The sequence below is a fragment of the Flavobacterium sp. 123 genome (assembly GCF_003634825.1).
Classification (GTDB): Bacteria; Bacteroidota; Bacteroidia; order Flavobacteriales; family Flavobacteriaceae; genus Flavobacterium.
This window is the reverse complement of record NZ_RBXD01000001.1, coordinates 66,320-79,480: the sequence shown is the minus strand read 5'-3', so window position 1 is coordinate 79,480 and position 13,161 is coordinate 66,320. Positions and strand designations below refer to the sequence as shown.

General features: G+C 32.7%; 9 protein-coding genes. 3 read left to right on the top strand and 6 right to left on the bottom strand.

The annotated features are described in order from the left end of the window. Positions 1 to 32: 32 nt before the first annotated feature. Positions 33 to 2,480, bottom strand: a complete 2,448-nt coding sequence (thrA, locus tag C8C88_RS00370) for a bifunctional aspartate kinase/homoserine dehydrogenase I (RefSeq protein WP_121336244.1) — start codon at positions 2,478 to 2,480, stop codon at positions 33 to 35. A 649-nt stretch (positions 2,481 to 3,129) separates the two neighbouring features. Here thrA and hutH point away from each other — a divergent pair. Genes hutH through C8C88_RS00355 form a run of 3 tightly spaced genes read left to right on the top strand, consistent with a single transcriptional unit; the run spans position 3,130 to position 6,709 of the window. After that, positions 3,130 to 4,632 (top strand): histidine ammonia-lyase, encoded by a 1,503-nt coding sequence (gene hutH / locus C8C88_RS00365; protein ID WP_121336243.1) that lies wholly within the window; start codon positions 3,130 to 3,132, stop codon positions 4,630 to 4,632. 60 nt (positions 4,633 to 4,692) lie between these two features. Beyond that, a complete protein-coding gene (locus tag C8C88_RS00360; RefSeq protein WP_121336242.1) occupies positions 4,693 to 5,337 on the top strand; it encodes a DUF47 domain-containing protein in 645 nt (214 codons plus the stop codon). A 28-nt stretch (positions 5,338 to 5,365) separates the two neighbouring features. Beyond that, positions 5,366 to 6,709: an inorganic phosphate transporter gene (locus C8C88_RS00355; RefSeq protein ID WP_121336241.1), complete on the top strand. Its 1,344-nt coding sequence runs from the start codon at positions 5,366 to 5,368 to the stop codon at positions 6,707 to 6,709. 76 nt (positions 6,710 to 6,785) lie between these two features. Here C8C88_RS00355 and C8C88_RS00350 read toward each other — a convergent pair whose 3' ends face one another. The 5 genes from C8C88_RS00350 to C8C88_RS00330 form a co-directional block, all read right to left on the bottom strand. Beyond that, the gene (locus C8C88_RS00350) at positions 6,786 to 7,664 is read right to left on the bottom strand and encodes a pirin family protein (RefSeq protein WP_121336240.1); all 879 of its coding nucleotides are present in this window, start codon (positions 7,662 to 7,664) and stop codon (positions 6,786 to 6,788) included. Positions 7,665 to 7,754: 90 nt separating this feature from the next. Beyond that, positions 7,755 to 8,348 carry a Crp/Fnr family transcriptional regulator gene (locus C8C88_RS00345; protein WP_121336239.1) on the bottom strand — a complete coding sequence of 198 codons (594 nt, stop codon included), beginning with the start codon at positions 8,346 to 8,348 and terminating at the stop codon, positions 7,755 to 7,757. A gap of 64 nt (positions 8,349 to 8,412) precedes the next feature. Beyond that, positions 8,413 to 8,928 (bottom strand): DUF421 domain-containing protein, encoded by a 516-nt coding sequence (locus C8C88_RS00340; RefSeq protein ID WP_121336238.1) that lies wholly within the window; start codon positions 8,926 to 8,928, stop codon positions 8,413 to 8,415. Between the two features lie 49 nt (positions 8,929 to 8,977). Next, positions 8,978 to 10,348 (bottom strand): 30S ribosomal protein S6--L-glutamate ligase, encoded by a 1,371-nt coding sequence (rimK, locus tag C8C88_RS00335; protein WP_121336237.1) that lies wholly within the window; start codon positions 10,346 to 10,348, stop codon positions 8,978 to 8,980. A 139-nt stretch (positions 10,349 to 10,487) separates the two neighbouring features. Then, on the bottom strand, positions 10,488 to 13,034 hold the full coding sequence (locus C8C88_RS00330) for an ATP-dependent Clp protease ATP-binding subunit (protein ID WP_121336236.1): 2,547 nt from the start codon (positions 13,032 to 13,034) through the stop codon (positions 10,488 to 10,490). Between the last annotated feature and the right edge of the window lie 127 nt (positions 13,035 to 13,161).

The window sequence follows — 13,161 nt, the reverse complement described above, 5'->3', positions numbered from 1 at the left end:
TTGACCTTCGACTTTTGACTTGATGACATAATTTATATATTTCCAATTCTAATTACATCTGCAAAAATTCCAGAAGCAGTAACTGCAGCACCAGCACCAGCACCTTTTATTAATAATGGTTGGTCCACATAACGGTCAGTATAGAACAAAACAATATTATCTTTTCCTTCTAAATTATAAAAAGGATGGTCTTTAGGGATAAATTGTAATCCAACACTCGCTTTGCCATTTTCGAATTGTGCTACATATTTTAATCTAGAATCTTTACTTACAGCTTCTTGGTATATAGCATTAAAATGAGCTGCATGCTTGTTTAATGATTCGAAAAAGGCTTCGTTTGAAGTTGTTTCTAAACATTCAGCAGGCATAAATGATTCATTTGCTATTGCATCAATATCCATTTTATAACCACTTTCTCTAATCAGAATTAATATTTTTCTAGCTACGTCAATTCCGCTTAAATCAATTTTCGGGTCAGGTTCTGTAAAACCTTGAACTCCTGCTTCTTTCACTACATCATGAAAAGAATTTTTATCGTCGAAATTGTTAAAAATAAAGTTCAAGCTTCCAGATAAAACTGCCTGTATTTTATTTACTTTATCACCAGATGCTATCAGATTTTTTACCGTATCAATAATTGGTAATCCAGCTCCAACATTGGTTTCAAAAAGGAATGGTGCATTGTACTGACGGGATAAGTTTTTTAGATTTTTGTAATTATCATAAGCAGATGAACAAGCAATTTTGTTACATGTAACTACAGCAACATTTTGTTTTAAATACTGTTCATATGTTTTAGAAACACTTTCATTAGCCGTAATATCTACAAAAATACTATTACGTAAGTTTAAGGCTTTTACATTAGCAATAAATCCATCTTTATCCGCTGGCTCTCCATTTTCTAGAGCAATCTGCCAATCTTTTAAGGAAATACCATCTTCATCAAAATGCATTTTTCTTGAATTTGACAAAGCAATAACTCTCAGGTTTATTTTTAGATTCTCTTTTAAGAATTTCTTTTGTTGGTGAATTTGTTCAATAAATTTTTCTCCTACATTACCAACTCCCATCACAAATAAGTTCAACTGTTTTGTGTTTTCTTCAAAAAAGTTTTCGTGTAATGTGTTTAATGCTTTTTTAACATCTCTTTCGTTGATAACAGCAGAGATATTTCTCTCAGAAGCACCTTGTGCAATTGCTCGTATGTTGACATTGTTTTTACCTAATGTACTGAACATTCTTCCGCTCAAACCTTGGTGGTTTTTCATGTTTTCACCTACCAAGGCAATAATACAGAGGTTTTTTTCTACGATACAAGGATCAATTTTGTTTTGAGCGATTTCAATTTCAAAAGCTTTGTTGATTGCAGTTTCAGCAGTTTCAGCATCTGAATTTTGGATACCAATACAAATAGAGTGTTCTGAAGAAGCTTGTGTTATAAAAATAACATTGATGCTTTCATTCGACAAAACTTCAAAAAGTCTTTTAGACGAACCTGAAACACCTATCATTCCTGAGCCTTCAAGTGTAAGTAATGAAATATTGTCAATATGACTTATTCCTTTTACAGGATTAGTTTGAGAAGTGATTTCATTTGAAATATAAGTTCCTTCAGCTTCTGGCTCAAAAGTATTTTTGATAAGAATTGGAATATTTTTTCTTAAAACCGGTTGAATTGTTGGTGGATATAAAACTTTGGCTCCAAAATGAGACAACTCCATGGCTTCCTGATAGGAGATAGTAGCTATTGGCTGTGCTTGTTTTACAATTTTTGGATTGGCTGTAAACATACCATTTACATCTGTCCAAATTTCTAAATCAGATGCATTTAAAGCAGCAGCGATAATTGCAGCAGTATAATCCGAACCGCCACGACCTAAAGTTGTATTTATTCCGTCAAGTGATGATGCAATAAAACCAGGCATAATAACTACTTGGTTATTATTTGAAGCAAAAAAATCAGAAATCAATTGGTTTGATATTTCAAAATTTACAGCAGCTTTACCAAAATTGTTATTTGTTTTGATTAGTTCACGACTATCCGCATATCCAATATTTTTTTCTTTTTGTTTTAACGCTTCAGCGATAATATAAGAAGATAATAATTCTCCGAAACTTAAAATGGTATCAGAGGTTCTAGGCGATAATTCTCCTAAAAGGAAACAACCATCTAACAAAGTTTCTAGATGATTTACTATTCTTTTTAAATGACTTAGTAAACCACTTTGTTCACTTACCGGTATAAGTTCTTTTAGAGTATCAAGGTGTTTCTTTTCAATTTCAGCAACAATATCTTTAAAGCTTTCGTCATTTGAAGCGGCTTTGATGGAAGCTAATTGTAAAAGGTCAGTTACTTTGCTGAGAGCCGAAACTACTACAACTAATTTGTCCTCTTTTGATTTATTGATAATTATATCTAAAACTAATTTTATATTTTCTGCATTGGCTACTGAAGTTCCGCCAAATTTTAATACTTTCATTTTGTTTGTTTTATTTTAAAAAATGCAAATGTTTATTATATATCCAAAGTCTTTCTTCCAACTGGAAAAAATAAAAAAATAGGATTATATGTAAAATGTATACCCCTAAGGGGTAGTAGTTGTAGTTGTTGTAGCAGTAAATGTAACAGATGAAGCAACCTTGCTTAAGGTTGTTATCGAAGAATGATATGTATATCTGTTGCTTGCCATTTTGTTCCCCAAAAGTACAGTTTTTTATAAAAGCACAAAACCTTTGATTTATTTTTTGCGAATATTTTAAAAAAAAGAAGGCAATTTGATTGATAATCATTGATTGTTGAATAATATTCGGTTTATTGGAATTATTCTTATTTTTAGACATCTTTTTTTGCAGCTAGACTTTTGTGTTAATGACTTTTCTAGACCTTTAAATAAGCGATTTTGGGTTATTTTCAGGTTCTTAATCTAAGATTCTTTATATTTATTGTGGCTAATCTTTCTAGTTTTGCTAAGAACAGAAAAGCTACTAATCAGAATGCTTTTGTTTAGACTTGTTTGAATGAAATTTATTATTTTGATTTATATCAGCTATTATTTTAAATTATTATTAACAAATCTTGCTTTTTAATATTGATTTGTTGAATTTTGACCGCTTAAATACAGTTCTAAAATGGATAACATACATTATATAAATACACAAGTACTTTCTTTAGAGACTTTGGAAGAAATCATTTCACATCATAAACTGTTGGAATTATCTGAAGAAGCTAAAATAAATATTCAAAAATGCCGAGAGTATTTGGATAAAAAGATGGCGATGCATTCAAGTCCTATATATGGAATTAATACAGGATTTGGCTCGTTATGTAATGTTAAAATATCAACTGAAAACTTGTCTAAATTACAAGAAAATCTTGTGAAATCTCATTCGTGCGGAACAGGAGAAGAAGTCCCAAATGAAATTGTTAAGTTGATGTTGTTATTGAAAATCCAATCGTTGAGTTATGGACATTCTGGAATTCAATTGCAAACTGTTGAACGATTAATATCTTTTTATAATAATGATATCCTTCCTGTTGTTTATACGCAAGGATCACTAGGTGCTTCAGGAGATTTAGCTCCATTGGCACATTTGTCTTTGCCTTTAATAGGAGAAGGAGAAGTTTATTTTAAAGGTAAAAAAGTACATTCGAGCCAAATTTTGAAGCAATTTAATTGGGAACCAATTGTATTACAGTCAAAAGAAGGTTTAGCACTATTAAATGGTACTCAATTTATGAGTGCTTATGGAGCACATATTTTGATGAAAGCAAATAAGTTCTCCTATTTAGCGGATTTGATAGGAACTATTTCTTTGGAGGCATTTGATGGCCGCATTGAACCTTTTAATGAGTTAATTCATTTTATACGTCCTCATAAAGGACAAATTGTAACAGCAAATCGTATCAAAGGATTTCTGGAAGGAAGTGAAATCATTGAGCAAGTTAAAACGCATGTTCAAGATCCTTATTCATTTAGATGTATGCCACAGGTTCACGGCGCTTCAAAAGATGCGATTGATTATGTGAAAAAAGTCTTTAAAACAGAAATCAATTCGGTTACAGATAATCCGAATATATTTATTGAAAGTGACCAAATTATTTCAGGTGGTAATTTTCACGGACAACCTTTGGCATTAGCACTTGATTTTATGTCAATTGCATTAGCAGAACTTGGAAGTATTTCAGAACGAAGAACCTATCAATTAATTTCAGGTCAACGAAACCTTCCTGCTTTTTTGGTAGATAATCCTGGGTTAAATTCAGGTTTAATGATACCTCAATACACTGCAGCAAGTATTGCGAGTCAAAACAAACAATTAGCAACACCTTCAAGTATTGATAGTATTGTATCGAGTAATGGGCAGGAAGATCACGTGAGTATGGGAGCTAATGGTGCTACTAAAACTTTGAGAATCATGGATAATTTAGAACGTATTTTAGCAATTGAGCTTCTGAATGCTTCACAGGCAATAGCTTATAGAAGTCCTATGAAATCAAGTGATTTTATTGAAATGTTTTTGACAGCCTATAGGGAGGAAGTTTCTTTTGTAAAAGAAGATAGAATCTTACATTATGATATTGAAAAGACAGTATCATTTTTAAATAGTTTTCAAATAGAACACGATTGTTAACAATTACTTAACATTAGCTTAAAATAATGCACTAATTTTGCAACCTAAAATCTAAATAAAATGTCATTAAATAGTATTTTTCAGTTTCTAGTACCAAAAGACAAAAAGTTTTTTCCACTTTTTGAAGAAGCATCAACAAATTTAATTCAATTGGCAACGTTATTACACGAGGCTGTTAATCTTCCTTTGAAAGAGCGTGAAGTTCTTTTTCAAAAAATAGATGAATTAGAGCAACGTGGAGAAGATTTAACTCGTCAAACAAACCTTGAATTGAGCAGAAATTTTATTACGCCATTTGATAGAGAAGATATTCACTCATTAGTTACTTCAATTGATAATGTTGCAGATAACCTTCATGGAGCTGCTAGTAGAATGCGTTTGTATCATGTAGATAAAATTACAAAATCAATCAGAAAACTAACTGAAATTAATCTTGAAGCTTGTCAAAATATTGATACAGCGGTTAAAGAATTAAGAAATTTCAAGAAAGTTAAAATTATAACTGATGCTTGTTCAAGAATCAATAAATTAGAAAATAAATCGGATACTGTTTATAATAAAGCAGTTTTTGAGATTTTTGAAAACGAGACTGACGCAAAAAATATTATAAAATACAAAGAAGTTTTGTCGGTTTTGGAAACAGCGACTGATAAATGTAAAAGTGTGGCTAGTGTTTTAGAATCTATTTCTGTAAAACATTCCTAAATTAATATTATATTCTTAAATTATATTTATGGAATTTACGCTACTTATAGTTATCATAGTATTGGCTTTGATATTTGATTACATTAATGGTTTTCATGATGCTGCCAATGCCATAGCTACCGTTGTTGCTACAAAAGTATTAACTCCTTTTCAAGCAGTACTTTGGGCAGCTTTTTTCAACTTTTTGGCTTATTGGGTTTTTGGGTTTGGAGTAGCAGATACTGTTGCTAAAACGGCAAGTACAATGGATATTAATTTAGTTGTAATTCTCGCAGGAGTTATTGCGGCTATATGTTGGAATTTATTGACTTGGTGGCTAGGAATTCCCTCTAGTTCTTCACATACTTTAATAGGTGGATTTGCAGGTGCTGCTATTGCTCATGCAATTTCTGTACATGGTTTTTCTGGATATTTAACACCAGATGGAGCCACTCATTACTGGTATAATATAGTAAGTTGGTATAAAGAAGGCAAAGATGGAGGAATGCCTTCTGGGGTTGTAATCATCATTGCTTTTATTGTATTAGCTCCACTATTAGGCGCTTTTATTTCATACTTGATTTCTATTTGGCTTTTGAATGCTTCAAGAAAGAGTATTTGGCCTAAATTATTTACTATATCTCTTATGATACTTACGGTTTGGTTTGTTGAAAGCCAAATGTTGTATTATGACAAAATAGAAAAACCAAGATTTGATTCTCATTTTTGGAGTGTAGCTTTTGAAGCTCATAATATTAAATGGTTTTTAGTAGCATTTATTATTTTATCAGTGAGTTCTTTTTGTTTGATATTTAGTAGTTTGAATTTAAATCAAGCCAACTCAATCTTGAAAAAAATGCAATTACTATCTTCTGCAGCTTTTAGTTTGGGGCATGGAGGTAATGATTCTCAAAAAGTAATGGGTATTATTGCTGCGGCAGTTGCTGTTTATATTCATACTAGTGGGGTGTCCCAAGTTAGTTTACCTGATTGGTTGCAAGTTGTATTACCTAATGAAGATTTAGATATAAAAGGAGCAATGCCAGGTTGGATTCCACTTGCATGTTATTCTGCTATTGCAGCAGGTACTTTGAGTGGTGGTTGGAAAATTGTAAAAACAATGGGATCTAAAATTACAAAAGTGACTTCTTTCGAAGGTGTAGCAGCTGAAACAGCAGGAGCATTAACCTTATATTTTACAGAACATTTAAAAATTCCAGTAAGTACAACTCATACTATTACTGGATCTATAATTGGTGTAGGTTTGACAAAACGTATCTCAGCAGTTCGTTGGGGAGTAACTGTTAGTCTTGTATGGGCTTGGATCTTAACAATACCAATTTCGGCACTTTTAGCGGGTTTGGTTTATTTTGTACTAAGCTTATTTTTTTAAAATTATAGTTTTAAATTCATATAAAAAACCCATTCGTGATTGCGAATGGGTTTTTGTTTTAAAATATAACAAGTAATTATTCATCTAAGTAACCGAATTTTCCCATATTAACATCATTAAACGCTTGAATAATTTCGGATTGAGTATTCATGACAAAAGGACCGTGTGCTGCAATGGGTTCGTTGATGGGTTCGCCACTCAAAACTAAAACGATTGTGTTTTCAGTAGCTTCAATAGTGAAGAGTTCGCCTTCATTTTCAAATAAAACAAAATGATTTTCAGAAATATTTTCTTTTTCATTAACTTTTATACTTCCTTCAATTACTAATAAGCCAGTATTGTAATTAGCAGGAAATTGGAAAGATGTATTTGTCCCTTTATTCAATTTGGCGTTTAGTAAATGTACAGGTGTGAAAGTTGAAGCTGTGCCTTTTACATTTTCATATTCTCCTGCTATAACTTCAATTATACCGCCATTATCAGGAAGTTCAAATTTATTGATTTGATCATTAGTAATTCCTTGGTATTTAGGTTTGGACATTTTATCCTTTGCAGGAAGATTAACCCAAAGTTGTACCATTTGAAAATCACCGCCTTTTTTACTGAACGCTTCCTCGTGATATTCTTTATGTAAAATTCCAGAAGCTGCTGTCATCCATTGTACATCACCTTCGCCAATAACTCCGCTATTTCCAGCGCTATCATGATGTGCTACCTTTCCATGGTAGGCGATTGTTACGGTTTCAAAACCTCGATGGGGATGTACGCCAACACCTCTGGGTTGATCTGTTGGAGGAAAATAAAATTTAGAATTATAATCCATCATAATAAATGGGCTCATTCTTTTCATATCTAAATTGCGACCACTCGGAATAAAATTGTGTACTCTAAATCCATCACCTACCATATGTGTTGGAGGTGGAGCTATTACTAATTCAATATTTTTTGTTTTCATTTCTATATCGTATTTAAATTATAGTACAAATTTACTACGGATTGAATCCAGATGCATTGATGTAGGATAAGAAATGAATTTGAAAAAGAATTAATACGACTTGAAATTTCTTTTAGCTAATTCCTTACGAACTCTGCTTAAGGTTTCAGGTGTAATGCCTAAATAAGAAGCAATCATCCATTGTGGAATACGTAATGTAAGACTTGGATAAATGGTTATGAAATCTAAATAACGCTGTTCAGCTGTTGCGCCTAATAAGAGATTCACTCGTTTTTGAAGTTGACGAATGTGGTTGTGTAATGCATAATTATCTTGTTGCCGAAAAGAAATACTAATTTCAGTTGCCCCATCAATGAAATTTTTATCGATAAAAACAACTTCTGCATCCTCAATAGCATCAATATATAATTCAGAAGGTTCGTTGAAAAAAGAACTGCTTCTGTCTGAAATTATCCAATTCTCAGGAGCAAATTGAATGATATGTTCTTTTCCTGTTTCGTCTATCGTGTAGGAGCGCAATAATCCTTTGGAAACAAAAAATGAATGATGACAAATATCACCTTGATGGAGTAGGATAGCTCCTTTTTCTACTTTTTTGTATTGTAAGTTTGTAGCAATCGAATCAAATTGCTCCTCTGTTATATTCGTTTTAGCTTGAAAGTATGTTTTGAAGGAATCGAACATAATTATATTGACTTAAAAAAAGACGTTTTGTGTTTTTTAAAACTTGTATTTGAATTCTTCCTGCTTAGTTTATTCCGCTTAAATTTTTATGAATACGTTTTCGTTTATAATGCGTTTGACGGAGACTTTCAATATCAGAGATAATACTGATATTACCATCAATTTCAAGCATAGCAAGCTTTACATCCTTAAAATATTCAACGCCATGTTCTCGCATAGCTTCTTTTAATTCTTCTGAAGAAATATTTAATTTACCTAATGTTTTAAAGTCTAAATGACCATCATGGATTAATATTTCTGGTTTTTCCTGCATAAAAGAACCAAATTTCTTATACCTAAACATTAATTTTTTGAGTATAAAATTGATGCTAAAAAGTACTGAAGCAGCCGCAAGACCTCCGTAAACACTAGTGTTATTTCCTACCATCGCATTCTGAACGGAGTTGCTTATCAATAATATTAAAATGACATCGGCGGTATTTAGTTGCGATAATTCTTTTTTACCAAAAATCCGTAAGGCAATTATCATAAAAAAATAAACAGCCATACTTCTGAAAATAATATCTAAATAGGAGTTCATTCTTATATTGTTTTTAAGTTATTAATAAAAGCAAAATAGCTTTGGAGGTTTATATTAATTTAAAGTTTTTTTCGATAGCTTTTATCATTTCTCCTGCAATATCTTTATTTGTAGCACCTTCTATTCCCTCTAAACCAGGTGACGAATTTACTTCAAGTAACAAAGGACCTTTTGATGAACGAATAATATCAACTCCTGCAACTTTTAAATCCATTGCTTTTGCTGCTTTTATAGCAATACGTTTTTCTTCGGGTGTTACTTTTATAATGGATGCGGTTCCACCAAGATGAATGTTAGCTCTAAATTCTCCTGGCATTGCTTCTCTTTGTATGGCGGCTACAACTTTTCCGTCAATTACAAAACAACGTATGTCTTTTCCGTTAGCTTCTTTAATGAACTCTTGCACTAATATATTGGCATTAAGGCTTTTGAAAGCATTGATAACACTTTCGGCGGCTTTTTTGGTTTCAGCCAGAACAACTCCTTTACCTTGAGTTCCTTCTAATAGTTTTACAATCAAAGGTGGTCCACCAACCATTTTTATTAAATCATTAGTGTCCAAAGGGGAATTTGCAAAACCAGTTGTGGGGATTTCAACACCATGGTTAAGTAATAATTGTAAGGAAAATAACTTGTCTCTTGATTGCGTAATTGCTGTAGACGAATTTAAGCAGTATACTTTTAAGGCTTCGAATTGTCGGGTTAAAGCGCATCCATAAAAGGTAATACTTGGGCGAATTCTTGGAATAATTGCGTCAAATTTATTCAATATTATTCCGCCACGATAATGAATTTCGGGTGTTTTAGCATCTAGTTTCATGTAGCATTCTTTTATATTTAAAAAATGCATCTCATGACCCCGCATTTCACCTGCTTCCATGATGCGTTTGTTGCTATACAATTCTGGATTACTAGCCAAAAGACCAATGCGTAAGCCAGAATTTGCTTTTTCAGAATTTTTATATAACTCTTTCAAACTATCTGAAGAAGGTTGTCCTAATAGGTATTTTTGTTCCGGATCTACAAGAACTCTTCCGCTCATAGCTTCTCGACCTAGCAACATTCGGAATCCCATTGAATCTCGATTTGTCAATGTCATTTCAATTGGCCATTTCGATTCTCCAATCTCTAAATTAGTTTGGATAACATAGCGCTGTTCTCTGAATCCACTAGAACTTTTTACAATTCGTTTGTCGACTAATCGTGCTTCGCAATGTATTACTGTTTTTAAATTATTTTGAATTGGGTTGATATCAAATTTCACCCAATTAGTATCGTTTTTTATAAAAGGAGCAATGTTTATAGCATGCAAAGCAGATGTTTTGGCACCTGAATCAACACGCGCTTTGATGGTAGGAATACCTAATTCTGGGAAAGTACACCACTCTTCGCTACCTAGAATAACTTTGTTTAGGGACATAAATTGATTTGTTTGGCCTGTTTTTATTTATCAAATGTAAATATTTGTTTTCAAAAAAAATGTAGGATTTTATAAAAGAATAAGCCCGTTACATTTTAATAACATAACGGGCTTTTCTTGAAATCTATATACTATTGATTTATGGGTTTGTAGGTTCGCCAGCTTTGTGAACTTTAACCGTTAATTCTTGTGAGCCTTCTTCAATATCCATAAAAATTTCGTCTCCAGATGTAATTTTTGAAGTAATAATTTCTTCAGCAAGCGAATCTTCAACATATTTCTGAATAGCTCTTTTTAATGGTCTTGCGCCAAATTGTTTATCGAAACCTTTATCAGCTATAAATGCTTTTGCTTTGTCTGAAAGGGTCAATTTATAACCTAATTCAGCAACACGAGCATAAAGTTTTTTCAATTCAATTTCGATAATCAAATCAATATCATGTTTTTCTAAAGCATTGAATACAATAACATCATCAATTCTGTTAAGGAATTCAGGAGCGAAAGTTTTTTTCAATGCATTTTCAATAATACTTTTTGAATTATCATCCGCTTGAGCCACTTTAGCAGCAGTTCCAAAACCAACACCTTGTCCAAAATCTTTTAATTGTCTTGCTCCAACATTTGAAGTCATGATAATTATAGTGTTTTTGAAATCAATTTTACGGCCTAAACTATCTGTCAAATACCCATCATCAAGAACTTGTAAAAGCATGTTGAAAACATCAGGATGTGCTTTTTCGATTTCGTCTAATAATACAACACAATAAGGTTTTCTTCTTACTTTTTCTGTCAATTGACCACCTTCTTCATAACCAACGTATCCTGGAGGCGCTCCAACTAAACGAGAAATTGCAAATTTTTCCATGTATTCGCTCATGTCAATTCGAATCAAAGCATCTTCTGAGTCAAATAATTCTTTGGCTAATACTTTGGCTAATTGGGTTTTACCAACACCAGTTTGTCCAAGGAAAATAAAGGAACCAATGGGTCTATTCGGATCTTTTAAACCTGCACGATTTCTTTGAATTGAACGTGCAATTTTCATTACCGCTTCTTTTTGACCAATAACCTTACCTTCAATAAGTTCTGGAAGTTTAGCTAATTTATTGCTTTCTGTTTGTGCAATACGATTCACAGGAATTCCTGTCATCATAGAAACTACATCGGCAACATTGTCTTCGGTAACTTCAATGCGATTGTTTTTAGCATCTTCTTCCCATTGTTCTTGAGCAATTGCTAAGTCTTTTTCAATTCTTTTTTCGTCATCACGAAGTTTAGCGGCCTCTTCATATTTTTGTTTTTTGACCACTACATTTTTCAATTCGCGGACATCTTCTAATTGGCGTTCCAAATCAAGAATTTGTTTTGGCACTTCAATATTAGTAATGTGCACACGAGAACCTGCTTCGTCTAAAGCATCAATAGCTTTGTCCGGAAGAAAACGTTCTGACATATATCGATCTGTTAATTTTACACAAGCCTCAATTGCTTCAGGAGTGTAGGTAACATTATGATGGTCTTCGTATTTGTTTTTGATGTTATTCAAAATTGTAATTGTTTCAGGAACCGATGTTGGTTCTACAATTATTTTTTGAAAACGTCTTTCAAGAGCACCGTCTTTCTCTATATATTGTCTGTATTCGTCAAGAGTTGTTGCGCCAATACATTGTATTTCGCCTCTAGCTAATGCAGGTTTAAACATGTTGGAAGCATCCAATGATCCGGTTGCTCCACCAGCGCCAACTATAGTATGGATTTCGTCAATGAAAAGAATGATATCATCATTTTTTTCTAACTCGTTCATTACCGCTTTCATACGTTCTTCGAATTGCCCACGGTATTTCGTACCAGCAACAAGGCTAGCAAGATCTAAAGTAACAACACGCTTGTTGAACAAGATTCTAGAGACCTTTTTTTGGATAATTCGTAATGCTAAACCTTCAGCAATAGCTGATTTTCCAACACCAGGTTCACCGATAAGTAACGGGTTGTTCTTTTTTCTACGACTCAAAATTTGAGAGACACGTTCAATTTCTTTTTCGCGTCCTACAACAGGGTCTAGTTTTCCTTCTTCGGCCATTTCAGTTAAATCTCTACCAAAATTATCTAAAACCGGTGTTTTCGATTTTTTATTAGATTTATTGGCGGGATTATTGAAAGTTCCTTCTTTAAGACTGTCATCTTGTCCTGAATCATCGTTGTATGATTCGTTTCTAGGCAAGTTTTCTAAAAATTCTTCTTCGCTAGGAGTCATATTTAAATATTGTTCTTTAGCTACATCATAATCAATTTTTAACTTGTTGAGTAGCTTGGTTGTTGGATCGTTCTCGTTTCTTAAAATGCATAATAATAAATGCGCTGTGCTAATAGACGGGCTTTGAAAAACTTTTGCTTCTAGGAAAGTTGTTTTCAATGCACGTTCCGCTTGGCGCGTAAGATGCAAGTTTTTCTTTTCGACACCTACTTCAATGCTAGGGCTTGCAGGGCTTAGGATTTCTACTTTTCTGCGTAGATGATCTAAGTCCACAGATAAGTTATTCAATATTTGAATTGCTTTTCCGTTTCCGTCTCTTAAAATCCCTAACATCAAGTGTTCGGTTCCTATGAAGTCATGTCCCAATCGCAATGCTTCTTCTTTGCTATAGGTAATAACATCTTTTACTCTTGGGGAAAAATTATCATCCATAATATATATTTGGTACTGTAAATTTAGTGAATTAGTGATTCAAAAACAAAAATCATTCCTTAAGAAGTCCTGTCAGCTAATTGACAAAAAAAATAGCGAAAGACAAGCGAAGTGCCACATATTTTAT

Bases quoted from the DNA above. Each gene is read 5' to 3' on its own strand.
- thrA (WP_121336244.1), bottom strand. From the start codon at position 2,480: ATGAAAGTATTAAAATTTGGCGGAACTTCAGTAGCCAATGCAGAAAAT.
- hutH (WP_121336243.1), top strand. From the start codon at position 3,130: ATGGATAACATACATTATATAAATACACAAGTACTTTCTTTAGAGACT.
- C8C88_RS00360 (WP_121336242.1), top strand. From the start codon at position 4,693: ATGTCATTAAATAGTATTTTTCAGTTTCTAGTACCAAAAGACAAAAAG.
- C8C88_RS00355 (WP_121336241.1), top strand. From the start codon at position 5,366: ATGGAATTTACGCTACTTATAGTTATCATAGTATTGGCTTTGATATTT.
- C8C88_RS00350 (WP_121336240.1), bottom strand. From the start codon at position 7,664: ATGAAAACAAAAAATATTGAATTAGTAATAGCTCCACCTCCAACACAT.
- C8C88_RS00345 (WP_121336239.1), bottom strand. From the start codon at position 8,348: ATGTTCGATTCCTTCAAAACATACTTTCAAGCTAAAACGAATATAACA.
- C8C88_RS00340 (WP_121336238.1), bottom strand. From the start codon at position 8,928: ATGAACTCCTATTTAGATATTATTTTCAGAAGTATGGCTGTTTATTTT.
- rimK (WP_121336237.1), bottom strand. From the start codon at position 10,348: ATGTCCCTAAACAAAGTTATTCTAGGTAGCGAAGAGTGGTGTACTTTC.
- C8C88_RS00330 (WP_121336236.1), bottom strand. From the start codon at position 13,034: ATGGATGATAATTTTTCCCCAAGAGTAAAAGATGTTATTACCTATAGC.